The organism is Bradyrhizobium sp. BR14999, from assembly GCF_056106085.1.
In genome coordinates this window covers 6,859,397-6,884,121 of the sequence record NZ_CM148536.1, presented here as the reverse complement: position 1 = coordinate 6,884,121, position 24,725 = coordinate 6,859,397, and the positions used below count along the sequence as shown (strand labels likewise).

20 protein-coding genes are annotated in these 24,725 nt (G+C 65.8%); 14 read left to right on the top strand and 6 right to left on the bottom strand.

The window, feature by feature from the left end:
* Window positions 1-4: 4 nt before the first annotated feature.
* Window positions 5-988, bottom strand: a complete 984-nt coding sequence (gene ku / locus ACR9YP_RS32225; RefSeq protein WP_474217844.1) for a non-homologous end joining protein Ku — start codon at window positions 986-988, stop codon at window positions 5-7.
* A 234-nt stretch (window positions 989-1,222) separates the two neighbouring features.
* On the opposite strand from ku, the gene ACR9YP_RS32220 reads away from it, so the two are divergent.
* The 14 genes from ACR9YP_RS32220 (at window position 1,223) to ACR9YP_RS32155 (ending at window position 18,569) form a co-directional block, all read left to right on the top strand.
* Window positions 1,223-1,378, top strand: a complete 156-nt coding sequence (locus ACR9YP_RS32220; RefSeq protein WP_164934544.1) for a hypothetical protein — start codon at window positions 1,223-1,225, stop codon at window positions 1,376-1,378.
* A gap of 240 nt (window positions 1,379-1,618) precedes the next feature.
* Window positions 1,619-2,290, top strand: a complete 672-nt coding sequence (locus tag ACR9YP_RS32215) for a response regulator transcription factor (RefSeq protein ID WP_128934932.1) — start codon at window positions 1,619-1,621, stop codon at window positions 2,288-2,290.
* An 84-nt stretch (window positions 2,291-2,374) separates the two neighbouring features.
* Entirely contained in the window at window positions 2,375-3,751 is a 1,377-nt protein-coding gene (locus ACR9YP_RS32210; protein WP_438109741.1) for an ATP-binding protein, read from the top strand.
* 162 nt (window positions 3,752-3,913) lie between these two features.
* A complete protein-coding gene (locus ACR9YP_RS32205; protein ID WP_438109739.1) occupies window positions 3,914-5,314 on the top strand; it encodes a hypothetical protein in 1,401 nt (466 codons plus the stop codon).
* Window positions 5,315-5,413: 99 nt separating this feature from the next.
* Window positions 5,414-5,683 carry a hypothetical protein gene (locus tag ACR9YP_RS32200; RefSeq protein WP_091890965.1) on the top strand — a complete coding sequence of 90 codons (270 nt, stop codon included), beginning with the start codon at window positions 5,414-5,416 and terminating at the stop codon, window positions 5,681-5,683.
* A 130-nt stretch (window positions 5,684-5,813) separates the two neighbouring features.
* A complete protein-coding gene (gene ccmI, locus ACR9YP_RS32195; protein ID WP_438109737.1) occupies window positions 5,814-6,923 on the top strand; it encodes a c-type cytochrome biogenesis protein CcmI in 1,110 nt (369 codons plus the stop codon).
* Between the two features lie 37 nt (window positions 6,924-6,960).
* Window positions 6,961-7,470: a cytochrome c maturation protein CcmE gene (gene ccmE, locus ACR9YP_RS32190; protein ID WP_438109735.1), complete on the top strand. Its 510-nt coding sequence runs from the start codon at window positions 6,961-6,963 to the stop codon at window positions 7,468-7,470.
* Window positions 7,467-9,449: a heme lyase CcmF/NrfE family subunit gene (locus ACR9YP_RS32185; protein WP_438109733.1), complete on the top strand. Its 1,983-nt coding sequence runs from the start codon at window positions 7,467-7,469 to the stop codon at window positions 9,447-9,449. Before ccmE ends, ACR9YP_RS32185 begins: the two co-directional genes overlap by 4 nt.
* A 4-nt stretch (window positions 9,450-9,453) precedes the next feature.
* Complete coding sequence (locus ACR9YP_RS32180; protein ID WP_091890976.1) at window positions 9,454-9,936, top strand: cytochrome c-type biogenesis protein; 483 nt, start codon at window positions 9,454-9,456, stop codon at window positions 9,934-9,936.
* 112 nt (window positions 9,937-10,048) lie between these two features.
* Window positions 10,049-11,392 carry a methyl-accepting chemotaxis protein gene (locus ACR9YP_RS32175; RefSeq protein ID WP_438109731.1) on the top strand — a complete coding sequence of 448 codons (1,344 nt, stop codon included), beginning with the start codon at window positions 10,049-10,051 and terminating at the stop codon, window positions 11,390-11,392.
* A 221-nt stretch (window positions 11,393-11,613) separates the two neighbouring features.
* Window positions 11,614-13,191 carry a Do family serine endopeptidase gene (locus tag ACR9YP_RS32170; RefSeq protein ID WP_438109729.1) on the top strand — a complete coding sequence of 526 codons (1,578 nt, stop codon included), beginning with the start codon at window positions 11,614-11,616 and terminating at the stop codon, window positions 13,189-13,191.
* A 284-nt stretch (window positions 13,192-13,475) separates the two neighbouring features.
* The gene (locus tag ACR9YP_RS32165; RefSeq protein ID WP_438110845.1) at window positions 13,476-14,156 is read left to right on the top strand and encodes a response regulator transcription factor; all 681 of its coding nucleotides are present in this window, start codon (window positions 13,476-13,478) and stop codon (window positions 14,154-14,156) included.
* Window positions 14,140-15,600: a sensor histidine kinase gene (locus tag ACR9YP_RS32160; RefSeq protein WP_474217843.1), complete on the top strand. Its 1,461-nt coding sequence runs from the start codon at window positions 14,140-14,142 to the stop codon at window positions 15,598-15,600. Before ACR9YP_RS32165 ends, ACR9YP_RS32160 begins: the two co-directional genes overlap by 17 nt.
* Entirely contained in the window at window positions 15,597-18,569 is a 2,973-nt protein-coding gene (locus ACR9YP_RS32155) for a bifunctional [glutamine synthetase] adenylyltransferase/[glutamine synthetase]-adenylyl-L-tyrosine phosphorylase (protein WP_438109728.1), read from the top strand. The genes ACR9YP_RS32160 and ACR9YP_RS32155 overlap by 4 nt, the downstream gene beginning before the upstream one ends.
* Here the strand turns inward: ACR9YP_RS32155 and ACR9YP_RS32150 are convergent.
* Genes ACR9YP_RS32150 through ACR9YP_RS32130 form a run of 5 tightly spaced genes read right to left on the bottom strand, consistent with a single transcriptional unit; the run spans window position 18,544 to window position 24,509 of the window.
* A complete protein-coding gene (locus ACR9YP_RS32150) occupies window positions 18,544-18,777 on the bottom strand; it encodes a formate dehydrogenase subunit delta (protein WP_164934545.1) in 234 nt (77 codons plus the stop codon). The two genes, ACR9YP_RS32155 and ACR9YP_RS32150, sit on opposite strands and share 26 nt — an antisense overlap.
* Window positions 18,767-19,594 (bottom strand): formate dehydrogenase accessory sulfurtransferase FdhD, encoded by an 828-nt coding sequence (gene fdhD, locus ACR9YP_RS32145; protein ID WP_438109726.1) that lies wholly within the window; start codon window positions 19,592-19,594, stop codon window positions 18,767-18,769. Before fdhD ends, ACR9YP_RS32150 begins: the two co-directional genes overlap by 11 nt.
* A gap of 4 nt (window positions 19,595-19,598) precedes the next feature.
* The gene (gene fdhF, locus ACR9YP_RS32140) at window positions 19,599-22,472 is read right to left on the bottom strand and encodes a formate dehydrogenase subunit alpha (RefSeq protein WP_438109724.1); all 2,874 of its coding nucleotides are present in this window, start codon (window positions 22,470-22,472) and stop codon (window positions 19,599-19,601) included.
* Window positions 22,473-22,482: 10 nt separating this feature from the next.
* Window positions 22,483-24,039 (bottom strand): formate dehydrogenase beta subunit, encoded by a 1,557-nt coding sequence (locus ACR9YP_RS32135; RefSeq protein ID WP_438109722.1) that lies wholly within the window; start codon window positions 24,037-24,039, stop codon window positions 22,483-22,485.
* A complete protein-coding gene (locus tag ACR9YP_RS32130; protein ID WP_128934919.1) occupies window positions 24,036-24,509 on the bottom strand; it encodes a formate dehydrogenase subunit gamma in 474 nt (157 codons plus the stop codon). The genes ACR9YP_RS32135 and ACR9YP_RS32130 overlap by 4 nt, the downstream gene beginning before the upstream one ends.
* Window positions 24,510-24,725 lie beyond the last annotated feature (216 nt).

Here is a 24,725-nt window from a genome sequence, read left to right as displayed (position 1 = left end):
GCGTCTAGCTGGCCTTCTTCGCCCGCGCCGGCGCGCGCACCGGCTTGTCGGCCTTCTTCGGAGCCTCCTTGGGCGCAGTCTTCGCCGCGGCGTCTTTGCCGCCCTTGCCGGCGATCGGCAGCAGCATTTCGCGCTGGCCCTCGACGCGCTTCTTCGGCTTCTTGCCCTTGACGGTCTCCTTGACGGCCTTTGCCGCGGGCACCGCCTCCTTCTCGCTCGCGAGACTCTTCTTCAGCGCGTCCATCAGGTTGATGACATTGCCGCCGGTCTTCGGCGCTGCCTTGGCGGTGATCGGTATGCCGCTGCGCTTCTTGTTGATGAGATCGATCAGCGCGGTTTCGTAATGATCCTCGAACAGCTCGGGCTCGAACGCGCCGGACTTCTTCTCGACGATGTGTTTTGCGAGGTCGAGCATGTCCTTGGTCAGCTTCACGTCCTGGATGTCGTCGAAATACTCGGTTTCGCTCCGCACTTCGTAGGGATAGCGCAGCAGGGTGCCCATCAACCCGCTCTCGAGCGGCTCAAGCGCGATGATGTGCTCGCGGTTGGTCAGCACCACGCGGCCGATTGCGACCTTGTCCATGCTGCGGATGGTCTCGCGGATCACCGCATAGGCGTCGTGGCCGACCTTGCCGTCGGGCACGAGGTAATAGGGACGGATCAGATAGCGGTTGTCGATATCGGCCTTCGGCACGAACTCGTCGATCTCGATCGTGTGCGTGGAGTCCAGCGCGATGTCGTCGAGCTCGTCTTTGGTGACCTCGATATAGGTGTCGGTGTCGACCTTGTAGCCCTTGACGATGTCCTCGGACGTGACCTCGTCACCGGTCTCGGCGTCGACCTTGAGGTACTTGATCCTGTGGCCGGTCTTGCGGTTGATCTGATTGAAGGAAACCTTCTCGGTATCCGAAGTGGCCGGATAGAGCGCGACCGGACAGGTCACGAGCGACAGACGCAAAAAACCCTTCCAATTGGCGCGGGGGGCCATGGGCTACTCCAAACGCAACGGGGACGGATGATAAGGATACCATCGGGGAACAACGAATCATAGCAAGACGGGTTGCTCAATCTTGCAACTACGTTAACCGGCCACTGGGTCCGCGGTTGCTGCCCGATCCGCGGGCAAAGGCCGGAACATCATATCCAATCACGCGTTGGCTTCAAATATCGGCTGCGAGGAGGTCGTGGCTATCTGAAGCGACATCCAAAGATTGAGGGCATCATGGCAACCACGCGAGAGCGGCATCAGATCGTGGAAACTCCGACCGAGGCCCGTCAGGGCGAGCCCGGGCCGTCGGTGGCGGCGCTGCTTGCCATCTCGACCGGCCTTGCGATCCTGATCCTCGCCGTCATCTGGTTCGTGTTCTTCCGGACCTGACCGGCAGATCCGAACGCCTCGGACCTTCCTATTCGCCGCGTGACGCGGCACATTGCGCCCGCCATCCCGCCGGCTCGCCCGGTTGCCTGGCGGGCGCAGTCGCGTCGGCGCGTGGGAGGTCGTATATGACCAAAAAGTAACGTGCCGGTTCCCCGCGTTCATATTCAGTTCACGCCGGAATTGCTCATCTCTGGCCGTGGTCATGCAGCCTGTTCTTGCAGCCAATCTTTGGAGAGAAGCGTGCGCCTGCTCGTTGTTGAGGACGACCCCGATCTCAATCGCCAGCTCACCAAGGCGCTGACCGACGCTGGTTACGTCGTCGACCGCGCTTTCGACGGGGAGGAGGGGCACTATCTCGGCGACAACGAGCCTTATGACGCCGTGGTGCTCGACATCGGCCTGCCGAAGAAGGACGGCATCTCGGTGCTGGAGGCCTGGCGCCGCAACGGCCGCACTATGCCGGTCCTGATCCTCACCGCGCGTGATCGCTGGAGCGACAAGGTGCAGGGGTTCGACGCCGGCGCCGACGACTATGTCGCAAAGCCGTTCCATCTGGAGGAGGTGCTGGCGCGCATTCGCGCGCTGCTGCGCCGCTCGACCGGCCATGCACAGAGCGAACTCAGCTGCGGCCCGGTCACGCTCGATACCAGGACCGGCCGGGTCAGCGTGTCAGGCAATCCCGTGAAGATGACCTCGCACGAATATCGGCTTCTGGCCTATCTGATGCACCATTCCGGGCGCGTGGTCTCCCGCACCGAGCTGGTCGAGCATCTCTACGACCAGGATTTTGACCGCGACTCCAACACCATCGAGGTCTTCGTCGGCCGCATCCGCAAGAAGCTCGACGTCGACATCATCCAGACCGTCCGTGGCCTCGGCTATCTTCTGACCCCGCCATCCCCCGGCGCTTGAAGCGCCTTGACGGACGGCTCGACAGGGGCCTTGGTCCGGTCATGACCGACGCCCTGCCATCCTGCGCCTCCCGGGTTCATTCCGATGCCCGCTAGCTCGCTTGCGAACCGCCTGTTCCTGTCGGCGACCGCCTGGCTCGTGGTGATCCTGGCCATCACCGGCGTGGTGCTGTCGTCGGTCTACAAGAACGCCACCGAACGCGCCTTCGACCGTCGGCTCAATCTCTATCTCCGCACGCTGATCGCCGAGGTCGCGACCCCCGACGAGCCGCCCGACCGCCAGTTCCAGTCGCTCGGCGAGCCCTTGTTCGAGCTGCCGCTGTCCGGCTGGTACTGGCAGATCACGCGGACCGACACCGAGAAGCCGGAGGTGCGCTCCTCGCGCTCGCTCTGGGACAAGAAACTGCCGAAGCTGGAAGAGCAGGGGGCCGAGCTCACCGCCGCCGGCATCCGGCTCGCTTATGTCGACGGTCCCGAAGGGCAGAACCTGCGCATGGTGGAGCGGCCGGTCGATCTCGGCGCCGACGGCAAATTTCTCGTCAGCGTCGCCGGCGACGACACCGAGATTTTCGACGAGACGCGGAGCTTCGACTATTATCTCGGCGGCACGTTTACGGCGCTCGGCATCGTGCTGCTGCTGACCACCGTGTTCCAGGTCCGCTTTGGCCTGGCGCCGCTCAAGCGCATCTCGGAATCGATCGCCGACATCCGCTCTGGGCGGGCAGAGCGGCTCGAGGGCGAATTTCCCGTCGAGATCGCGCCTTTGGCGCGCGAGACCAATGCGCTGATCGACGCCAATCGCGAGATCGTCGAACGGGCGCGCACCCATGTCGGCAATCTCGCCCATGCCATCAAGACGCCGCTGTCGGTCATCGTCAACGAGGCCGGCGCCCACGCGGCCGATCCGTTCGCGTCCAAGGTGATGGAGCAGGCGGACGTGATGCGCGACCAAGTCGCCCATCATCTCGAGCGCGCCCGCATTGCGGCGCGGGTCTCGGTGGTCGCAACCGTGACGGAGGTGGCGCCCGCCATCGAGGCGCTGCGGCGGACCATGGAGAAGATCCATCGCGATCGTGGCATCGTGGTCGAGGCCAAGGCCGATCCGTCTGTGAAGTTCCGGGGCGAGCGGCAGGATCTGGAGGAGATGGTCGGCAATCTCGTCGACAATGCCTGCAAATGGGCGGCCTCGCGCGTCTTCATCGAGGTTCTGGTCGAGACGCCGCACCAGACCGGCGCCGGCCCGCGTCTGCGGATCATCGTCGATGACGACGGCCGCGGCCTGTCGGAGACCGAGCGCGCCAAGGTCTCCCGGCGCGGCCAGCGGCTCGACGAATCCAAGCCCGGCTCGGGGCTGGGGCTGTCGATCGTGACCGATCTCGCCGCGCTTTATGGCGGCAGCCTCTCGCTCGGCGGGGCGCCGATCGGGGGCCTGCGGGCCGAACTGGTCCTTCCCGGGGTATAGTCCATTGTTCTCACTGGATTTTTCGTTGCGGCCGATGCCGCTGCAGGAGAAAACCGGAGGCATTCGAGGCGACTTCCTAAACGGCTTCTTAAGTGGGGACCTCTTAAGATCGCGCCCGGACGCATCCCATGTCCGCCATTTTACCGTGCATGACCCGGGCGCATGAGCCAGACATCGATCGAGCGGCTGAGGGAATATCTCGCGCAGCTCCCGCCGCAGTCGCAGGCGCTGCTGATGCGGGAGTTCGAGCGCGCGCTGGAGCGTGGCCAGGACACGGCTGTCGCGACCCTCGTGCTCGAGCAGTTGCGCAAGATCGTCCGCAAGAGCAAAGCCGACGAGGCCCCGCCGCCGCGTACGGACGATCTGTCGCGCTTGTTGTTCCAAGTGTTGGAACCGTTCCTGGTCGAGGCGGGCGCCCCGATCCGGGTCGGACAAATCCGCCGCTCCTCGCTGCATCCGATTTGGCAATGGCTCGGCCGTGACGGCGCCCCGGACAAGGTGAATGAATTCGAGGCGGCGCTGGCCCGCATGCCGGCAGACAGTGCCGGACAGGTCGAGGCGCTGGCCTCAAAGCTCCAGGCGGTGGCTGCGGACGCGATCTTCGCGCTGACGGGGCCCGGCGGCGGCGACAAGTCGCGCGCGCTGGCCCGTGTCGGCCCGCCCAATGTGATCGATGATCTCTGTTCGATCGGCGCGGTGCTCCAGGTCCGGGAAGCCATCGCCGCCTTGAACGAGAAGCTGCCGCGCTTCCTGCGCGCCTTCGGCGATTCGCAGATCGCTTCTGTGACGTCAGCGCTCAACATTCCCGTTCTCCAGACCCCGCAGATGCTGCCCTTCGCGCTGTCGATGGTGGTGCAGCGCATGACCGCGCCGTGGCAGATCATCCGCCTCGCCATCAAGATTGCGGCGTCGGATGACGAGATCCGCGTCGCCGCAACGCCCTACGGTGTCGCCGTCACGATCGCCCTGCACGATTTGTCCTGCGTTGCTGCGATCCTGCGCATGGACATCAAGCGCGGCCATTTCGACAATGTCGCCGGCAACCTCAAGGCGCTGCACGACGGAGTGCGCGGCCTGCGCACCGAGCTCGACCTGCGCAACGATTCCGCCTGGGGCAAGCAGTTGGTCTCGATCCGGGCCGACATCTCCAATGCGCTGCAATCCGAGATCGACAGCGTTCCCGGCCGCGTTCGCCGCATCCTGCGCCAGCGCGCCGAGAAGGACATTCCGCCGGGGGCGCGAATCGACAGCACCGAGGTCGAGGAAACCGTGGCGCTGATCGATTTCGTCGCGACCTGCCGCAACTATGCGAGCGAGCTTGCGATCAACGAGGTGACGCTGCGCACCTATTCCGACCTCCAGCAATATGTCGAACGCTCGACCGAACAGCTGGTGCAGTCGCTGCGCGCCGCCGATCACAAGGTCCGCACCTATCGGCAGCAGCAGGTACAGGCCGCGATCCGCTTCTGCCAGGTGCTGTTCGGCGACGATTACGCCTCGCTGATGAGTCGTGCGGCAGAAAACGCGCTCACGGGCGAGCGCAAATCGTCGCGCGCAAGCTGATATAAGCGCATATTTTTGTGATCACAATTTGAGGTTGACGCTACCGGTGGCGAGCCCTACGGTCCCGTGCAAGTCCGGGGAATTTCTATTTGTGGGCGCATGAAACCCATTATCAGCTCCATCGAAATCGAGAACCGCGTCATCACTGCCAAATATCAACGACTGATGGTCGGCGCGAAGGTGGTGCTGGTCGAGAAGGCAAGCGGTCGGCAACTGCCGGAGACAGTCACCAGGGTCGCCTCGCCGGTTCCGGTGGGGGCGTTGCGCATCAGAATGCCCGCTGCAATCCGGCCCGGAACATACTTCCTGAAGGCCTTCAACGGGCACGGCGAGGATGCCGCACAAAGTGCGGACTTCGAGATCGGCTAAGCCGTTGGAGTTTCATCGTTTCGGGCCGCGCGCGGTCGCGCCGAATTGACAATTGTCAATTGCCGCCTCGTCCGGCCGTGGTGTAAAGCCACCTGTGGGCGCGGATCGTGCGCCGCCGGAAGCTTGCCAGATGACGCTATGGTTCGTGTTCGCGCTGATGACGGTCGCGGCGATTTTCGCCGTGCTTCTGCCGCTCGGGCGCAGCGGACGCGCGCAAAATCAAGGCAGCGAGGTCGCGGTCTACAAGGACCAGTTGGCCGAGATCGAGCGTGATCTCGGCGCGGAACTGATCGCCGCTCCTGAAGCCGAGGCTGCCCGCGTCGAGATCAGCCGCAGGCTGCTCGCCGCGGCCGCCAGCGAACCCGCAACGGCGCCGAAATCGAGCCTCAAATGGCGCCGCGCCGCCGCCGTGCTGGCGCTCGCCGGTCTGCCGCTGGTTGCGATCGGCGTCTACATGCCGCTCGGTTCGCCCAAGCTTCAGGACTTTCCCTTGGCGCAGCGCGAGCGCGGATCCGGGTCCGGCATGGCGCAATCGCTCGAGAACCTCGTCGTGCAGGTCGAGCAACATCTGGAAAAGAATCCGACCGACGGTCGCGGCTGGAACGTGCTCGCGCCGGTGCTGGAGCGGCTCGGCCGCTTCGACGATGCGGTGCGCGCCTATCGCAACTCGCTCACCTACAATGGCGAGAGCGCCGAGCGCCGGTCCGATCTCGGCGAGGCGCTCTCGGCCGCTGCCGGCGGCGTCGTGACCGCCGAGGCCAAGGCGGAATTCGAGCATGCGCGCGCGCTCAACGCCGACGATCCCAAGGCGAACTACTTCCTGGGGCTCGCCGCCGAGCAGGACGGCCGCAAGGACGATGCCGCCAATATCTGGCGCACGCTGCTTGCGAAGGCGCCGGCGGATGCGCCGTGGCGTCCTTTGGTGCAGTCTTCGCTGGCGCGGGTCGGCGGCGGCACGATGCCGGCGCTGTCGGATGAGACGATCGCAGCTTCCAAGGATATGGCCGAGGGCGATCGCAACGCGATGGTGCGCGGCATGGTCGAACGCCTCGCCACGCGCCTCAAACAGAACGGCGATGACGTCGAGGGGTGGCTGCGCCTGGTGCGTGCCTATCTCGTGATGGGCGACCGTGGCAAGGCGGTGGGGGCATCGGCCGATGCCCGGCAGGCCGTCGCCGGCGACGCCGAGCGGCTGCGCCAGCTCAACGAAGGGCTCAGGACTCTCGGGCTCGACGGATGACGATTCTAAGACGAGACGAGCGGAGAACGGATACGCCATGACGCGCAAGCAGCGACGTATGACCATCATCGGCGGCTCGCTCGCCGTGCTCGCCCTCGCGGCCGCGCTGGTGCTCAACGCGTTGCGCGACTCCATCGTGTTCTTCTCGACCCCGACCATGGTCGCCGAGAAGCACGTCGGGCCCGGCAAGCGGTTTCGCCTCGGCGGGCTGGTGCAGCCCGGCTCGCTCCAGCGCGGCGACAATCTCGCGGTGACCTTCGAGGTCGCCGACGGCAACGCCAAGCTGCCGGTCGCCTACAAGGGCATCCTGCCCGACCTGTTCCGTGAAGGGCAGGGCGTCGTCGCCGAAGGCGCGCTCGATGCCAACGGCGTATTCAAGGCCGACACCGTGCTTGCCAAGCACGACGAAACCTACATGCCCAAGGACGTCGCCGATGCCCTGAAGAAGCAGGGGCACTGGAAGGACGATTACGACGGCAAGGCTTCGGGCGGCAGCAAACCTGCGGCCACGACCGCGCAGGGTAATCCGCAGGGAGCGGTGCGGTGATCGCAGAATCCGGACACTACGCGCTGGTGCTGGCGCTCGGGCTTGCATTGATCCAGTCCGTCGTGCCGTTGATCGGCGCCCGCCTGCGCGACGTTGCATTGATGAACGTAGCGCGCTCCACCGCGCTGGCGCAGCTGCTGTTCGTCGGCGCCTCGTTCACGGCGCTGGTGATGCTGCACGTGAACTCGGATTTCTCCGTCGCCAACGTCTACGAGAATTCCCATTCGATGAAGCCGCTGCTCTACAAGATCACCGGTGTGTGGGGAAACCATGAAGGCTCGATGCTGCTGTGGGTGTCGATTCTCGCGCTGTTCGGTGGGCTGGTCGCGGCTTTCGGCAACAATCTGCCGCTGTCGCTGCGTGCGCATGTGCTGGCCGTGCAGGCCTGGATCGCCAGCGCCTTCTATCTCTTCATCCTGGTGACTTCGAACCCGTTCCTGCGCATCGCCAATCCGCCGATCGAGGGGCGCGATCTCAATCCGGTGCTCCAGGACATCGGTCTCGCCGTGCATCCGCCGATGCTCTATCTCGGCTATGTCGGCTTCTCGATCTCGTTCTCCTTCGCCATCGCGGCGCTGATGGAGGGGCGGATCGACGCGGCCTGGGCGCGTTGGGTGCGGCCGTGGACGCTGGTCGCCTGGATCTTCCTGACGCTCGGCATCGCCATGGGCTCGTACTGGGCCTATTACGAGCTCGGCTGGGGCGGCTGGTGGTTCTGGGATCCGGTCGAGAACGCCTCGCTGATGCCGTGGCTCGCCGGCACCGCGCTGCTGCATTCGGCGCTGGTGATGGAGAAGCGCAACGCGCTGAAGGTCTGGACCGTCCTGCTGTCGATCCTGACCTTCTCGCTGTCGCTGCTCGGCACCTTCCTGGTGCGCTCGGGCGTCATCACCTCGGTGCACGCCTTCGCCACCGATCCGACCCGCGGCGTGTTCATCCTGCTGATCCTCTGCCTGTTCATCGGCGGCAGCCTGTCGCTGTTCGCAGGCCGCGCCACTTCGTTGAAGCAGGGCGGCCTGTTCGCGCCGATCTCGCGCGAGGGCGCCTTGGTGCTGAACAACCTCCTGCTCACGGTCGCCTGCGCAGTCGTGCTGTTCGGCACGCTCTATCCGCTGGCGATGGAGATGCTCGCCGACTTCAAGATGTCGGTCGGCGCGCCCTTCTACAATCTCACCTTCGCTCCGCTGTTTGCCCTGTTGCTGCTCGCCGTGCCGTTCGGCCCGATGCTGGCGTGGAAGCGTGGTGATCTGCTCGGCGTGACGCAGCGCCTGCTCGTGGCGGGCGTTGCCAGCCTCGTCGTCATCGCCATCACCTGGGCCTGGGCGCGGGGCGGCAGCGCGCTGGCGCCGCTCGCGATCGGGCTTGGTGTCTTCGTCGTCGCCGGCGCGGTCACCGACATCGTCGAGCGCACGGGCCTGGTTCGCCTGCCATTCGCAACGGTGCTGCACCGGGCGCGCGGCCTGCCACGCTCGGCCTGGGGCACCGCGCTCGCGCATGCCGGCCTCGGTGTCGCGCTGATCGGGATCGTCTGCGAGACCACCTGGAACAGTGAATATATCGCGACGATGAAGCAGAACGAGGTCGCTCACGTCGCCGGCTATGACGTGAAGCTCGACGGGCTGTTTCAGCGCCAGGGCCCGAACTACCGCGAGATGATCGCCGAGTTCAACGTCAGCCGCGACGGCGAGACGCTCAGCATCATGACGCCGTCCAAGCGCAGCTTCACCACCCGCGGCTCGTCGACCACCGAGGCGGCGCTGCTGACCCGCGGCGCGAGCCAGCTCTACATCTCGCTCGGTGACGCCACTGCCGAGGGCGCCATCGCGGTGCGCATCTATCACAAGCCGCTGGTGCTGCTGATCTGGTGGGGGCCGGTGCTGATGGCATTCGGCGGCGTGCTGTCGCTGTCCGACCGCCGCTTGCGGGTCGGTGCGCCGAAGCCGGCGCGGGCCAAGCAGCGCCTCCAGCCGGCGGAGTGATCCGATGCGCCGGATGTGGTTCGTGATCGTCGCGCTGATGTTGCTGGCCTGGCCGGCGGCGCACGCGGTGCAGCCTGACGAGATCATGTCGGATCCCGCCAAGGAGGCGCGCGCGCGCGACTTGTCGCGCGAGCTGCGCTGCATGGTCTGCCAGAACCAGTCGATCGATGATTCCGACGCGCCGCTCGCGCGCGATTTGCGACTGCTGGTGCGTGAGCGCATCGCCGCCGGAGACAGCAATTCGCAGGTGCTCGACTTCCTGGTCGCGCGCTATGGCGAGTTCGTGCTGCTGAAGCCGCGCTTCGAGCGGCAGACCATGCTGCTATGGCTGCTCGCGCCGCTTCTGCTGGTTGGCGGCGGCCTGGCGCTCTGGCTGCAAATTCGACGCCGCGCGCGAAGCGGTGCAGATCTACCGGCACCGCCGCTCTCGCCCGACGAGGAGGCGCGGCTCGCCGCGTTGATGTCGGATGATGCCAAATCGTCCTAGCGTCCTGGCTGCGCCATGATGCGCAGGCCGCCGGTCTCTCCGTGTTTCATGCTATGTTGACCTTTGTCTGGAAACTTGTCGCGAGATTCGATTCCAAACTCTGAGTCCCCCAATGTTCGCGAATAGCAATCTGACGATCCGCTTCCTGGTCGGCGCCGTCGTCGCTGCATTATTGTTCTTGCTTGGCATCGGCGGCGGCACCGGATTCGTCGCGGTGCTCTACCTCAACAACGAGATCACCAGCCTATCGTCGGACTTCGCCGCGCTGAGCGGTCCGGCGCGCGACCATGCGATGCAGATCTACCAGCAGGCGCAGACCGCGTTCTCCTATTTCCTGGTCGCCTGCGGCGTGATCGCGGTCGTCGCCGTCGCGATCTGCCTCACCACCTGGTTTGCGGTGCGCAACGGCATCCTCAATCCCTTGGCAGCGATCGTGCATGCCATGCGCGAGGTCGCCGATCAGAAATTCGAGACGCCGGTTCCGGGACTCGGCTGCACCAACGAGATCGGCCTGCTCGCCGGTGCGCTGGAGGTCTTCAAGACCAATGGCCTCGAGCGGCGCCGCCTCACCGAGCGGCAGTTGCATGAGGCGCAGCACCAGGCCGAGCGGTCGACATTTTTGGACGCACGGATCAAGCGCTTCAACGATCTCGTCGCCAGCGTCGTCGACAGCGTGGCGTCCTCTGCCGTGCACCTGAAGAGCAACGCCGAGACGCTGTCGCGGACCGCCAACGACACCAGCACCAAGGCCAATGCGGTGGCAAGCGCCGCGAGCCAGGCCAGCGCCAGCGTCCAGACCGTTGCGGGCTCGGCCGAGGAGATGACCAATTCGATCGGCACGATCAGCCGCCGCGTCACCGACGCGACCCAGCGCGCCGAGGGCGCAGCGTCCCAGGCCGAGAAGAGCCGCGACACCATCCACACGCTGTCCGATGCGGCCGACAAGATCGGCGAGGTCGTGCAGCTCGTGCAGGCAATCGCCTCGCAGACCAATTTGCTGGCGCTCAATGCCACCATCGAGGCGGCGCGGGCGGGGGAGGCCGGCAAGGGATTTGCGGTGGTCGCGTCCGAGGTGAAGAGTTTGGCGCACCAGACCAGCAAGGCGACGGAGGAGATCACCTCGCATGTCGCCAGCATCCAGGGCATCACCGCACAGACGCGCGGCGCGATCGACGGCATCTCCAAGACGCTGTCGGAGATCTCGTCGATCATGTCCGGCATCGAGATCGACACCGCCCAGCAGCGCAATGCCACGCAGGAGATCACGCGCAGCGCCCAGGATGCCGCGCACGGCACGCTCGACGTCTCCAACCACATCGTCCAGATCACCTCGACCTCGGCCGAGACCGGGCGCATGGCCGCCGAGGCGCGTGATTCTGCGGTCGATCTGTCGCGGCAGGCCGAGACCTTGAAACGCGAGGTCGACGAGTTCATCGTCAGTGTCAGGGCAAGCTAAAATCGTCCGAGCAGGGTTCCACGCTCATCGCGGGAACTCGATTAAGTTCCTGTAGAACCACGATTTTCGGGCTGCGCTAAACTGCCGCATCCGCGCCGCTGCTTCATTACGAAAGTTTAACCCCGCCGCCAGCGCACGGTAAGGCGGGAGCCCCCATCTTCAGAACCGTAAGGTGCCGCTATCCGGCGCCAAATGAATTTCAAGGCCCTGGAGATCTCTGCATGACCGACCGTCCCGACCTCTCGAATCTTCCGTCCTACCGGCAGCCGCGCCGGTCGGTGTTCTCCGCGCGCAAGATCGCGCTGATGGCCTCGGTCGTCGCCGGTCTCGGCGCGGCCGTCTATGGCTTCAGCCCGTCGACCTCGCCGGCAGACCTGTTCTCCAGCCCGGCGCATGCGCAGGTCAACCAAGAGGTTCGGAAGGTCGAGCGTCCAATCGGCTTCGCCGACATCGTCGAGCGCGTGAAGCCGTCGGTGATCTCGGTGAAGGTCAACATCAAGGAGAAGACCGCGAGCAACGATGACGGCGATGATTCCTCCTCGCCGTTCCAGCCGGGCTCGCCGATGGAGCGCTTCTTCCGCCGCTTCGGCGGTCCCGATGGTTTCCCGGGCCTCAAGGGCGGCCGTGGCCGCGTCGTGCAGGGCCAGGGCTCCGGCTTCTTCATCTCGCCCGACGGCTATGCCGTGACCAACAACCACGTGGTCGACGGCGCCGACAAGGTCGAGGTCACCACCGACGACGGCAAGACCTACACTGCCAAGGTGATCGGCACCGACCAGCGTACCGACCTCGCCCTGATCAAGGTCGAGGGCAGCTCGAACTTCCCGTTCGCCAAGCTTGCGGATAGCAAGCCGCGGATCGGGGACTGGGTACTCGCGGTCGGCAACCCCTTCGGTCTCGGCGGCACCGTGACTGCGGGCATCGTCTCGGCCAGCGGCCGCGACATCGGCAACGGTCCCTATGATGATTTCATCCAGATCGATGCGCCCGTGAACAAGGGCAATTCGGGCGGTCCGGCTTTCGACACCAACGGCGAGGTGATGGGCGTCAACACCGCGATCTACTCGCCCTCGGGCGGCAGCGTCGGCATCGCGTTCTCGATTCCCGCCAACACCGTCAAGAGCGTGGTGGCCCAGCTCAAGGACAAGGGCTCGGTCAGCCGCGGTTGGATCGGCGTGCAGATCCAGCCGGTGACGTCTGACATCGCCGACAGCCTCGGCATGAAGAAGGCCGAAGGCGCGCTGGTGGCGGAGCCGCAGGCGAACGGTCCGGCGGCGAAGGCCGGTATCGAGTCCGGCGACGTGATCACCTCGGTCAACGGCGAATCCGTCAAGGACGCCCGCGAGCTCGCCCGCACCATCGGCGGCATGGCACCCGGCGCGACCGTGAAGCTCAACGTGCTGCACAAGGGCCAGGACAAGGTGGTGAACCTCACCCTCGGCCAGCTGCCGAACACGATCGAGGCCAAGGCCGACAACGACAATGACAAGGGCAAGGGTGCGAGCCGCGGCACCGACGTTCCCAAGCTCGGCATGACGGTTGCGCCCGCCAATTCCGTGGCCGGTGCCGGCAAGGAAGGCGTCGTGGTAACCGAAGTCGATCCGAAGAGCGCCGCGGCCGAACGCGGCTTCAAGGAAGGCGACGTGATTCTCGAAGTTGGCGGCAAGAGCGTGAGCACCGCCGGCGAAGTCCGCGACGCCATCAACACGGCGCGGACCGACAACAAGAACAGCGTCCTGATGCGCGTGAAGAGCGGCGGCCAGTCGCGCTTCGTCGCCGTGCCCATCGCCAAGGGCTAACAAGGGCTGAAGCCTCAGGAGGTCTACGAGATGAAGGGTGTCGCCGGCATCAGTCGCCCCCGCCGCCGGCGCCCTTCGGGGGAGCAGCGCAACGTTTGCTTCCCTCATCTACCTTCCGGTGGAATTACGCCCCCCTCCGTCGGAAGGCCTAGGGCGGTGAAGTCCCCCCAGCTTCACCGCCCGCCTTTTTCCCGATCCGAGATCGTTCCGCTCGGCTTGCATGCGATTGCCGCTCGCGCCATGTTTAGAGAAGGTTCACTCCCTTGACCGCCGCCGAACGCACGATGCGCCTCCTCATCATCGAAGACGACCGCGAATCCGCCGACTATCTCGTGAAGGCGTTTCGCGAAGTCGGACACATTGCCGATCACGCCGCCGACGGCGACGAAGGCCTCGCCATGGCCGAGAACGGCGATTACGACGTGCTGGTGGTCGACCGCATGCTGCCCAAGCGCGACGGCCTGTCGCTGATCGGTGGGCTGCGCGAGAAGGGCACCACCACGCCGGTGCTGATTCTCTCCGCGCTGGGGCAGGTCGACGACCGCATCAAGGGCCTGCGCGCCGGCGGCGACGATTATCTGCCAAAGCCCTATTCCTTCGCCGAACTGCTGGCCCGCGTCGAGGTGCTGTCGCGCCGCCGCGGCGGCCCGGCCGAGGACACGCTCTACCGCGTCGGCGATCTCGAACTTGATCGGCTGTCCCACCGCGTCGCCCGTGGCAAGGACGAGCTGACGCTCCAGCCGCGCGAATTCCGCCTGCTCGAATACCTCATGAAGCACGCCGGCCAGGTGGTGACGCGCACCATGCTGCTCGAGAACGTCTGGGACTATCATTTCGATCCGCAGACCAACGTGATCGACGTGCACATTTCGCGGCTCCGCTCCAAGATCGACAAGGGTTTCGAGCGCCCGCTGCTGCACACGATCCGGGGCGCGGGGTACATGATCCGTGACGGCATTCGGTAAACTCGTCCGCACCACGGCGTTCCGGCTGACGCTGGTCTATCTGCTGCTGTTCGCGATGTTCGCGGCCTCGCTGCTCGGCTATTTCGCCTGGAATACGCGGCGACTGATCACCGAGGAGATCACGCAGACGGTGAATGCCGAGACCTCGGAGATCAACGAGATCTACGGCCGTGGCGGCATGTTTCGCCTGGTGCGGACGATCGAATATCGGGCGCTGCGCCCGGGCGCCAACCTCTACCTCGTGACGACGCCGACCGGGCAGGCGATCGCCGGCAATGTCGGCTCGCTCGCGCCCGGCGTGATGGCGACGCGCGGCTGGTCGGAGACCGCCTATCGGCGGATCGAGGATGCCGATGAGCGCGACCATCGCGCGCTCGTTCGCGTCACCGAATTGGAGAACGGCTTCCGTCTCCTGATCGGCCGCGACCTCGACGAGAGGCGTCGCCTGTTCGGCATCGTCGCCAAGGCCGCACAATGGTCGATCCTGATCGTCGTGGTGCTCGGCCTCGGCGGCGGCATCTTCGTGGCGCGACGTGTCTTGACGCGCATCGACGCGATGAGCGGTACGGCGCATCGCATCATGATCGGCGATCTCAGTGAGCGCCTGCCGGTAGGGCGCAGCGGCGACGAGCTCGACCGCCTCGCCGAAAACCTCAACGCCATGCTGGAGCGGATCGAGGCGCTGATGGCGGGACTGAAGGAAGTCTCCGACAATATCGCACACGACCTCAAGACGCCGCTGACGCGCTTGCGCAACCGCGCTGAGGAAGCCCTGGCGAAATCGGGCTGCGAGGCGGATTACCGCGCCGCGCTGGAGCGCACCATCGAGGAGTCCGACGGGCTGATCCGCACCTTCAACGCGCTCTTGATGATCGCGCGTGCCGAGTCCGGGCAGGCGCGCGGCAACATGGACGATTTCGACGCCGCCGAGGTCGCGGGTGGCATCCATGAGCTCTATGAGCCGCTTGCCGAAGATGACGGCATGACCCTGAAGGTCAAGGCCGAGCCGACGCCGGTTCACGCCAACCGCGAACTGATCAGCCAGGCGCTCGCCAATCTCGTCGAGAACGCGATCAAATACGGCAAGCCGGCGGCTCAGGTTGCAGGAACCGTGGTCAGCATGGATGCCAGGCAAATCACGATCGAGGCGAGGCGCGATGGCGACCAGGTGCTGCTCAGCGTCACCGACCGTGGTCCGGGGATCCCCGAAGCGGATCGCAAGCACGTCGTCGAGCGATTCGTGCGGCTGGAGGCCAGCCGCACGCTGCCGGGCTCCGGCCTCGGCCTCAGCCTCGCCTCGGCGGTTGCGACACTGCACGGCGGCGAATTGCGCTTGGGCGATGCCCATCCCGGTCTCGTCGCCACGCTGGTGCTGCCGGCGCGCGCGGGCGCCGGCGACAGGGTTGCTCCGCCAATACAGGATGTGCCACAGAAGGTGGCATGAACCACTCCGCGCCGGGAAACGCGGACAAGCATGGTGAGAGCCTCGCGGCACGCTTCGTGGAGGCTCCCTATGTTGCCGCTTCCACAACCGACGAAAGACGTTTTGGGAATTGGCTGGCCGAGCTCGAGCCGGCGCAATCGGCCCGTCTCGAATCCCTGCTGGTTCAACCCTTCGCCCGGGATATTTTGACCGGCATCGCGGAATTCTCGCCCTATCTGTTCGATCTGGTGCGCGCCGATCCCCTGCGCCTGATCCGGTTGCTCGAATGCGATCCGGATGTGCATCTGGCGGCGCTGATGGCGGAGGCAAGGGGCGCGGTGCTCGCGGCGCCGGATGAGCCCAAGGTGATGCGCCTGCTTCGCCGCATGAAGGCGGAGGCAGCGCTGCTGACCGCGCTATGCGATATCGGCGGCGTCTGGCCGGTGATGCGGGTGACGGCGGCGCTGACTGATGTCGCGGTGTTCTCGGTCCAGGCGGCGCTCCAGTACCTGCTGCGACAGGAAGCCGCACGCGGCAAGCTCTCACCGGCCGATCCCGAGGCGCCCGAACAAGGCTGCGGGCTGATCGTACTCGCGATGGGCAAGATGGGCGCGGGCGAGCTGAACTATTCCAGCGACATTGATCTCATCGTGTTCTTCGATCCCGATGCGACGACGCTCGCGCCAGATATCGAGCCGCAGCCGTTCTTCGTCCGCGTGACGCAGGGGATGGCGCGCATCCTCCAGCAGCGCACCTATGACGGCTATGTCTTCCGTGTCGATCTGCGCTTGCGACCCGATCCGTCGTCGACCCAGGTGGCGATCTCCCGCGACGCCGCGCTGAACTATTACGAGCGGGAAGGGCGCACCTGGGAGCGGGCTGCGATGATCAAGGCGCGCGCCTGCGCCGGCGATGCCAACGCGGGTGAAGCGCTTCTGGCGGAGATCGCGCCCTTCGTCTGGCGCAAGCATCTCGACTTCGCGGCGCTCGCCGACGTGCACGACATGAAGCGGCAGATGCAGACCTATCGCGGCCAGAGCGAGGTCGCCGTCGAGGGACACAACGTCAAGGTCGGGCGCGGCGGCATCCGCGAGATCGAGTTTTTCGCCCAGACCCAGCAATTGATCGCGGGCGGCCGCCATCCGGAATTGCGCGTGCGGCCGACGCTCAAAGCGCTCGACGTGCTCGCCTCCAGCAACTGGATCACCTTTGCGGCGCGCGACGAGCTCACCACGGCCTACGAATTCCTGCGCCGGGTCGAGCACCGTCTGCAGATGATCGCCGACGAGCAGACCCATACGCTGCCCGAGGACAAGGAAGCCGTCGAGCGCTTCGCCTGGTTCTTCGGCTATCCGGATCGGGAGGCCTTTGCACGCGACCTGTTGCGGCAGCTCGAAATCGTTCAGGGACACTACGAAAAACTGTTCGAGGGCGACGATCCGACCGGGACAGACAAACTGCTGCCGACGCTCGACTACAGTGCCGGTCCCGACGATCCGCGCCTGCTTCAGCACCTGGTGACGCTCGGCTTCAAGAAGCCGGCTGCCGTCGCGCAGACGGTGCGCGACTGGATCACCGGCGATTATCGCGTGTTTCGCAATGAGGCGACGCGCAGCGCCTTCATCGAGTTCGTGCCGGCCCTGATCGACGGTCTTGCCCATGCCGAGGAACCGGATCGCGCGGTGGTGGCGTTCGATCAGTTCCTGGGGGCGCTCCAGCGCGGCGGCCGGCTGATCACGCTGCTCGGCCAGAACCGTGAGCTCGTCGCGCTGGTGGCGCTGGTGCTGGGCGCGGCGCCCCGGCTCGGCGAGATGCTGGCGCGGCAGCCGCAGCTCATGGACGGTCTGATCGATCCGCGCTTCTTCGGCGCCATGCCCGACAGGCAGGAATTGTCGGGACGGCTCGCGACGACCGTGCAGGACGCGGGCTCATACGAGGAGTTTCTCGATCGCCTGCGCCTGTTCGGGCAGGAGAGCCTGTTCCTGATCGGCACGCGCATCCTGTCCGGCACGGTCTCGGCGCAGCAGGCGAGCACCGCTTTTGCCGACGTCGCCGAAGGCATCGTCCACACCGTGCATGGCCTCGTCGCCGATCGCTTTGCCGCCCAGCACGGCCGCATCAGGGATCAGCAGACCGCGATCATCGCGATGGGTCGGCTCGGCAGCCGCGAGATGACCGCCTCGTCCGATCTCGATCTGATCCTGCTCTACGATTTCGACAGCGACAATCCGGATTCCGACGGTGCGAAATCGCTGCAGGGTGCGCATTACTTTGCCCGCTTCACTCAGCGCCTGATCAGCGCCTTCACGACCCGCACCAATTACGGCGTGCTCTACGAGATCGACATGCGGCTGCGTCCGTCGGGACGCGCCGGTCCCGTGGCCTCGAGCCTCACTTCGTTCGCGGACTACCAGGCCAACGAGGCCTGGACCTGGGAGCACATGGCGCTGACGCGCGCCCGCGTGGTCTCGGCGTCGCCTGAATTCCGCGAACGGATCGAGCGCGTCATCCGCGATGTTCTGACCCGCCGCCGCGATCCCGCAATCACCACCCACGATGTTGCCGACATGCGGCGCGCGATCGCTCAGGAGAAGGGCGAGGCCGATTGCTGGGATCTCAAACATGCTGCTGGCGGCATGGTCGATATCGATTTCATTGCACAATACCTCCAGCTCGTGCATGCCCACGACAAGCCGGAGATCCTCGACGTCAGCACCCTGCAGGTGCTGGAAAATGCATGCAGGCTTGGCGTGCTCGCGCAATCGGAGACCGAGATATTGCGTGCCGCAGCGCGGCTCTATCACGACCTGACGCAGATCTTGCGGCTTTGCGTCAGCGAGCGCTTCAAGCCGGAAACCGCCGGCACCGACCTCCTGCGGGTGATGGCGCGCGCTGGCGATGCGCCGGACTTCTCGTCGCTGGAGGCGCGTGTGAAGGAAACGCAGAGCGAGGTGCGGCGCGTGTTCAGGGCGCTGCTGGAAGGGTTGTAGTTTGCTTCAGCGAGGTGAGGGCCTCGCGCACGTTTGGCTCGAGCCCCACTCCACCCGCATCGAGATGGACGAAGATCGCGCGCTTCATGCGGGGATCCCAGAACTTCTTGATGTGTTCGGCAATGCCAGGCACGGCCTTGTCATGGCCCTGGCTCTGGAAGAACTTGCCGATCTGGTTGGCCATGTAGATCAGGCGGTCAGGCGACATCGGCAACCTCCGTGGCATGGCGGGCGACGACCCGGTCACCATGCGAAAACACTTCGAACCCGTCCTGGCGGGCAATGGCAATCAGTGTGATGCCGGCGGCTTCCGCCGTGCGTACCGCGAGCGCGGTCGGCGCGGACACGGCGACCATCACGGGGGCGCCGATCGCGGCCGTCTTCTGCACCATCTCCACCGAGACGCGGCTCGTCAGCAGCACCATGCCGCCGCGCGCATCCGTGCGGCTGCGCGCTAGCGCCCCGGCGAGCTTGTCCAGCGCGTTGTGGCGGCCGACATCCTCGCGCAGCGCGATGATGCCCCCGGCGGGGGACCAGAACGCGGCGGCGTGAACGGCACGGGTTTGCAGATTGATCGATTGCAACGGCGCGATGGCCTGCATCGCCGCCATGATTTCATCCGGCACAAAGCTCTGCCCCTGCGGCACCACGGCCGCCGGCCGTACCGCCTCGGCAATGGACTCGATGCCGCAGATGCCGCAGCCTGTTGGACCTGCGATGTGGCGCCGACGCTCGCTGATGCGCGCGGCGTCTTCCGATGCCAGCCACATGCGCAGCTCGATGCCGTCGTCGAGGCGGACCACTTCGAGCGACCGGATGTCGTCGACCGATCCGACGATGCCTTCGCTCACGCTGAAGCCGACGGCAAAATCTTCCAGATTCTGCGGTGTCCCCATCATGACGGCGTAGGTGCCGCCGTTGTAGGTCAGCGCCAGCGGCGTCTCCTCCGGGATCAGCCGCGCGCCCTCTGAGGCCGCACCGTCGCGCCAGATCTCGCGGTCGATGGCCTGAACCGGAACGTGCATGCGGTTACTCCGCAGCCTCGGCCGGCACGATGCGGCGGGACTGCCGCGCCTGCGCGTCATAAGCCTTCTGCCAGTCCGACGGGCCGTTCGAGGGCGAGACCTGCACCGCCGTGACCTTGTATTCAGGGCAGTTGGTGGCCCAGTCCGAATAGTCGGTGGTGATGACGTTGGCCTGCGTGTCCGGGTGGTGGAACGTGGTGTAGACGACACCGGGCGCGACGCGGTCGGTGATCTCCGCGCGCAACGTGGTCTCGCCGGCGCGGCTTTTTAGGCGTACCCAGTCGCCGTCACGCACGCCGCGCTGCTCGGCATCGTGCGGATGGATCTCCAGCCGGTCCTCGGCATGCCAGACCACGTTGTCGGTGCGCCGGGTCTGGGCGCCGACATTGTACTGGCTGAGGATACGGCCCGTGGTGAGCAGTAGCGGATAGCGCGGGCCGGTGCGCTCGTCGGTCGCGACATATTCGGTGACGACGAACTTGCCCTTGCCGCGGACGAAGCCATCAATATGCATCACCGGCGTGCCCTCCGGCGCCTTCTCGTTGCACGGCCACTGCACTGAGCCGAGCTCGTCGAGCTTGGCATAGGAGACGCCGGCGAAGGTCGGGGTCAGCGCCGCGATCTCGTCCATGATCTCGGAGGGATGGCTGTAGTTCATCTCGAAGCCCATGGCCTTGGCGAGGCCGATAGTGACCTCCCAATCGGCAATGCCGTTCTTCGGCGTTATCACCTTGCGCACGCGCTGGATGCGGCGTTCGGCGTTGGTGAAGGTGCCGTCCTTCTCGAGGAAGCTCGAGCCGGGCAGGAAGACGTGGGCGTAGTTCGCGGTCTCGTTGAGGAAAAGATCGTGGACGATGACGCATTCCATCGCCGACAGCGCCGCCACCACGTGCGAGGTGTTGGGATCGGACTGCAGGATGTCCTCGCCCTGCACGTAGATTCCCATGAACGTGCCTTCGACCGCGGCATCGAACATGTTGGGGATGCGCAGGCCCGGCTCCGGGTTGAGCTTGACGTTCCACAGCGCCTCGAACTGGTCGCGCACGGCATCGCCCGAGATGTGGCGGTAGCCGGGCAGCTCGTGCGGGAACGAGCCCATGTCGCAGGAGCCCTGCACGTTGTTCTGGCCGCGCAGCGGGTTCACGCCGACGCCGGGGCGGCCGATATTGCCTGTTGCCATCGCGAGGTTGGCGATCGCGATCACGGTGGTCGAGCCCTGGCTGTGCTCGGTGACGCCGAGGCCGTAATAGATCGCGCCGTTGCCGCCGGTGGCGTAGATGCGGGCCGCCTCGCGCAGCGTCTTGGGATCGACACCGGTGAGGATCGCGGTGGCTTCCGGGCTGTTCTTGGGCTGCGCGACGAAGGCGGCCCATTCCTCGAACTCGCTCCAGTCGCAGCGCTCGCGCACGAAGGCTTCGTTGACGAGGCCTTCGGTAACGATGACATGCGCCAGCGCGGTCATGACGGCGACGTTGGTGCCGGGCATCAAGGGCAGGTGCAGCGCCTTCACATGCGGCGACTCCACCATCTCGGTGCGGCGCGGATCGATCACGATCAGCTTGGCGCCCTGGCGCAGCCGCTTCTTCAGCCGCGAGGCGAACACCGGGTGCGCCGAGGCGGGGTTGGCGCCGATGATGAGCACGACATCGGTGTCTTCCACGGAGTCGAAATCTTGCGTGCCGGCGGAGGTGCCGAAGGTGGTGGCGAGGCCGTAGCCGGTCGGGGAGTGACAGACGCGGGCGCAGGTGTCGACATTGTTGTTGCCGAAGCCGGCGCGGATCAGCTTCTGCACCAGGTAGGTTTCCTCGTTGGTGCAGCGCGACGAGGTGATGCCGCCGATGGCGTCGCGGCCGTATTTCTTCTGGATGCCGCGCATCTTCGTGGCGGCGAACGAGAACGCCTCGTCCCACGACACTTCGCGCCAGGGATCCTCGATCCGTTCGCGGATCATCGGTTTAAGGATGCGCTCCTTGTGGTTGGTGTAGCCCCAGGCGAAGCGGCCCTTGACGCAGGAATGGCCGCGATTGGCCTTGCCGTCCTTGTAAGGCACCATGCGCACCACTTCCTCGCCGCGCATCTCGGCCTTGAAGGCGCAGCCGACGCCGCAATAGGCGCAGGTGGTGACGACGGAGTGCTCGGGCTGGCCGATCTCGATCACCGACTTCTCGGTCAGCGTCGCGGTCGGGCAGGCCTGCACGCAGGCGCCGCAGGAGACGCATTCGGAACCGAGGAAGCTCTCGCTCATGCCCGGCGAGACGCGGCTGTCGAAGCCGCGCCCCGAGATCGTCAGCGCGAAGGTGCCTTGCACCTCCTCGCAGGCGCGGACGCAGCGCGAGCAGACGATGCACTTGGAGGGATCGTAGGTGAAGTAGGGATTGGACTCGTCCTTCGGCATCCAGTGGTCGTTGGTGCAGCCATCCGTCTTCGCGAAGACGTGGTTCTCGCCCTCATAGCCGTAGCGCACGTCGCGCAGGCCCACCGCGCCGGCCATGTCCTGCAATTCGCAATCGCCGTTGGCGCCGCAGGTGAGGCAGTCGAGCGGATGGTCGGAGATGTAGAGCTCCATCACGCCCTTGCGCAGCTGCTTCAGCCGCTCGGTCTGGGTGTGCACGACGAGGCCGTTCATCACGGGGGTGGTGCAGGAGGCCGGCGTGCCGGCGCGCCCCTCGATCTCGACCAGGCAGAGACGGCAGGAGCCAAACGCGTCGACCATGTCGGTGGCGCAGAGTTTGGGAATCTGGTGGCCCGCGTCCATCGCGGCGCGCATGATCGAAGTGCCCTCGGGCACCGTGACTTGGTTGCCGTCGATGGTCAGCGTCACCATCGTTTCCGATTTCGAGCGCGGCGTGCCGAAGTCGATTTCTTCGATCAGAGACATTGTCGTTCTCCTATTCCGCGGCCTGAAGCGTGGTCGGCGCCGGGACGAAGTCCTCCCGGAAGTGCTTCAATGCGCTGAGCACGGGGTAGGGCGTGAAGCCGCCGAGCGCGCAGAGCGAGCCGAATTTCATGGTGTTGCAGAGGTCTTCGACGAGGGCGAGGTTCTCGCTCACGCGCTCGCCGTTGATGATCTTCTCGATGGTCTCGACGCCCCGGGTCGAGCCGATCCGGCACGGCGTGCACTTGCCGCAGGATTCGACGGCGCAGAACTCCATGGCGAAGCGCGCCTGCCTGCGCATGTCGATGCTGTCGTCGAACACGACGATGCCGCCATGGCCGATCAGGCCGTCGCGCGCGGCGAAGGCCTCGTAGTCGAACGGCGTGTCGAATAGGGCGCGGGGAAAATAGGCGCCGAGCGGGCCGCCGACCTGGACCGCGCGCACCGGCCGTCCGGTGAACGTGCCGCCGCCGATATCGTCGACGAGCTCGCCGAGCGTCACGCCGAAGGCGGTCTCGAACAGCCCGCCGTAGCGGATGTTGCCGGCGAGCTGGATCGGCATCGTGCCGCGGGAGCGGCCCATGCCGAAATCCGCATAGGCCTTGGCGCCTTCGGCGAGGATGAAGGGGATGGCGGCGAACGACAGCACGTTGTTGATGACGGTCGGTTTGCCGAACAGGCCGTGATGCGCCGGCAGCGGCGGCTTGGCGCGCACGATGCCGCGGCGGCCTTCGAGGCTTTCCAGCAGCGAGGTCTCCTCGCCGCAAACGTAAGCGCCAGCGCCGACACGCACCTCGAGATCGAAGGCTTGCTTCGAGCCGCCGATGTTCGCGCCGAGATAGCCGCCGCGCTTCGCCGCCGCGATGGCGGCATTCATCGCCTCGACCGCGTGCGGATATTCGCTGCGGATGTAGATGTAGCCCTTGGTCGCGCCGACGGTGATGCCGGCGATCGTCATGCCCTCGATCACCAGGAACGGATCGCCTTCCATGATCATGCGGTCGGCGAAGGTGCCGCTGTCGCCTTCGTCGGCGTTGCCGACGATGAATTTGCGGTCGGCCTTGGCCTGCGCCACCGTCTTCCATTTGATGCCGGTCGGAAAGCCCGCGCCGCCGCGGCCGCGCAGGCCGGACGCAGTCACTTCATTCAGGATAGCATCCGTGCCGAGCGACAGCGCGTGCTCCAGGCCCTTGTAGCCGCCATGGGCGCGGTAGTCGTCGAGCGAGCGCGGATCGATCACGCCGCAGCGGGCGAAGGTAAGGCGGGTCTGGCGCTTCAGCCAGGGGATCTCGTCGGTCGCCCCCAGCCGCAGCAGATGCGGCGTGTTGCTGGCCAGCGCATCGAGCAGGGAGGGCACGTCGGTCTCGCTGACCGGGCCGAAGGCGATGCGGCCCTGCGGTGTCGCGACCTCGACCAGCGGCTCCAGCCAGTACAGGCCGCGCGAGCCGGTCCTGATAATCTCGATTGCAATGCCACGCTTGGCTGCAGCCTGCTCCAGCGCCAGCGCGACTTCGTCAGCGCCGACAGCAACCGCACCGGCATCACGTGAAACGTAGAGACGCATGCTCATCGCTGTGCCTCCGCAACCAGCGCATCAAGGCGCTTCTGGTCGAGCCGGCCAATGAGGCGGCCGTCGAGCATCGCAGACGGGGCGGTCGCGCACAGGCCGAGACAGTAGATCGGCTCCAGCGTGACGCGATCGTCGGCCGTGGTGTTGCCGAGCGCCACGCCGAGCTTCGCCTCGGCGCGCGCCGCCAGCGCATCGCCGCCGGCGGCCTGGCAGGCTTCAGCGCGGCAGAGCTTCAGCACATGGCGACCGGCCGGCTTGTGCCGGAAATCATGATAGAACGTGAACACGCCGTGCACTTCGGCGCGTGACAGGTTCAGCGCCTGCGCCACCATGGGGATGGCGGCCTCCGGCACGTAGCCGAACGCCTCTTGAAGAGCATGCAGGATGACGAGCGTCGCGCCTTCCTGCTGAGCGTGTTCGGCGATGATCTCGGCGCCGCGCGTCTCGTCCCAATCATAAACCGCTGTCATTCTTCATTCTCAACCAGAGCGTTTCTTCCTCCCAAACTATTTGGAATCATTCGAAGATCAATAAAGCTGTCCCGTGCTGCGATTGCGAATTCCGATCGATTGACGGATGCTATCGATCGATTTGAGGTTGCAATCAAAGCCGTTCCGCCCGGCGGTTTTTGCGTGTTGGGAGGGGGCGAGCGTGCTAGCTTGCATGCCACGACAGAACTCGAGGGG